Below are 2,158 nucleotides of genomic sequence, written 5' to 3' on the forward strand. Positions count from 1 at the left end.
ACGGGCCGGATTGCGGAAATTGTGCGTGCTCTCGGGGGTGGCGCATGATTTTTCCGTCCATACCATTGGCTGACAGGCGAATGGAACATTCGCCGTGAGGCCGGGTGCGCATTCTGGTGGCGACGCGGGCCGTCGATTTCCGTAAAGGGCACGACGGCCTGACCGCGTTGGTCCAGTCAGTTCTGCGCAAGGATCCGTTCACCCGTTGCCGACAGGTGAATGAAACATTCACCGATAGGGGGACGGTGTTCGTGTTCCGCGCAAAGCGCGCGGACCGCTTGAAGCTGCTCTATTGGGACGGCAGCGGCCTTGTGATGGCGTACAAGCGGCTCGAGGACACAGCCTTCGCCTGGCCCGCGATCAAGGACGGGATGATGGCGTTGAACCACGCGCAATTCGAGGCGCTGTTCGCCGGGCTGGATTGGCGCAAGGTGAAGGCCTTGGACACCCGACCACCAGCTGCGGCGGAGTGAATCAGGGCGTCGAATGCAGCGGTCATGGCTGTGATCATGATCTATAAATCCGCCCATGACCGCCCCTGCCAAACACCTCGACCTGTCCGTTCTGCCGCCGGAATATCGCGCGGGGTTCGAGGCGCAAGCTGCCCGTGTGGCGCAATTGGAGGAGATCAATCAGCGCCAGGAACACCTGATTGCCGAGATGCATCACGCGCTCTACGGAAAGAAGTCCGAGAAGCTGGCCGACGACGACCGGCAGCTGGTCTTTGAGGATCTTGAGGTTGCCCTTGCCGAGGTCGAAGAGAAGAAATCGGAGCAGGCCCCTGGCGACGACAAGCCCAGGCGGAAAAAGGTCGCCAAGCGCAATCGCGGCAACCTGCCCGAGGGATTGCCGCGCATCGAACAGGTGATCGAGCCCGATAGTCTGGACTGCCCATGCGGCTGTGGCGCGATGCACCGGATCGGTGAAGACCGCAACGAGCGGCTCGACATCGTGCCGGCGCAGTGCCGTGTGATCGTGACCGTGCGCCCGAAATACGCCTGCCGCAATTGCACCGACGGCATCACTCAGGCGCCGACGCCGCCCTGGTTGATCGAGGGCGGGCTGCCCACCGAAGGGGCAATCGCGCATGTTCTGGTGTCGAAATACGCGGACCACCTTCCATTGTACCGACAGTCGCAGATCCTGGGACGCTCCGGGGTCGACATTCACCGATCGACGCTGGCGGACTGGATGGGTGTGGCAGGCTTCCATCTCGCGCCTGTCGTAGACCGGCTGGCCGAGCACCTGAAGACGTCCACCAAACTCTTCATGCCCTCTCGGCAGCATGCTTTGCATGCGCCTGCCGGGTAATAGATGAAACGACAGCGCCGGTGTTGGACCCCGGACGCGGGCGCACAAAAACCGGCTACCTTTGGGCACTTGCCCGCGATGACCGCGCTTGGGGCGGCGATGACCCGCCCGGCGTGGTCTATTTTTATGCTCCGGATCGCCGCGGCGAAAACGCCGAAAAGTTCCTGACCGGCTTTGATGGCACGCTCCAGATCGACGGTTACACCGGTTATAACCGGCTGACAAAGCCATCCCGCAAGGGAGGCGAGCCGATCACCGTGGCGTATTGCTGGGCCCATGCCCGTCGCAAACTGAAGGAGGTCTTCGACCGCGACGGATCCGAGATCGCTGCCGAAGGCTTGCGTCAGATCGCCGAAATCTATGCCGTCGAAAAAGACATCCGTGGCACATCCCCCGGCCAGCGCCTGTCCGCCCGACAAGCTCGGTCCGCCCCGCTGGTGGCTGCATTCGGAGACTGGCTGCAGGCACAACGCCTGCGCATCTCGGCCAAAACCCGCCTCGGCGAAAAGCTGGCCTATATCCATAACCACTGGAATGGCTTGCAAATCTTCCTGACGGACGGGCGCGTCGAAATCGAACCCAACAGCGTCGAAAATCTCATTCGCCCGATTGCCCTCAATCGAAAAAATGCAGTATTCGCGGGTCACGATGAGGGCGGCCGGGCCTGGGGCCGCATCGCCTCCCTGATCGAAACCGCAAAGATCAACGGCGTGGAGCCTTTCGCCTACCTGAAATCTACACTCGAAGCCATCGCCGCGGGCCATCCGAAAAACCGCATCGACGACCTGCTCCCCTGGAACTTTCGATCGTCAACCTGAAAGCCCGGTGCCCTCCAGCCGCCGCTTAC

1 protein-coding gene and 1 pseudogene are annotated in these 2,158 nt (G+C 62.0%); both read left to right on the forward strand.

What is annotated here, in order from left to right:
• The first annotated feature begins 104 nt into the window (after positions 1 to 104).
• Positions 105 to 473: an IS66 family insertion sequence element accessory protein TnpB gene (gene tnpB / locus QO231_RS25980; protein ID WP_316783181.1), complete on the forward strand. Its 369-nt coding sequence runs from the start codon at positions 105 to 107 to the stop codon at positions 471 to 473.
• Between the two features lie 55 nt (positions 474 to 528).
• A pseudogene (tnpC, locus tag QO231_RS25985) lies at positions 529 to 2,129 on the forward strand (IS66 family transposase).
• The last annotated feature ends 29 nt before the right edge of the window (positions 2,130 to 2,158 follow it).

Source organism: Sedimentitalea todarodis, from assembly GCF_032595355.1.
GTDB lineage: Bacteria > Pseudomonadota > Alphaproteobacteria > Rhodobacterales > Rhodobacteraceae > Sedimentitalea > Sedimentitalea todarodis.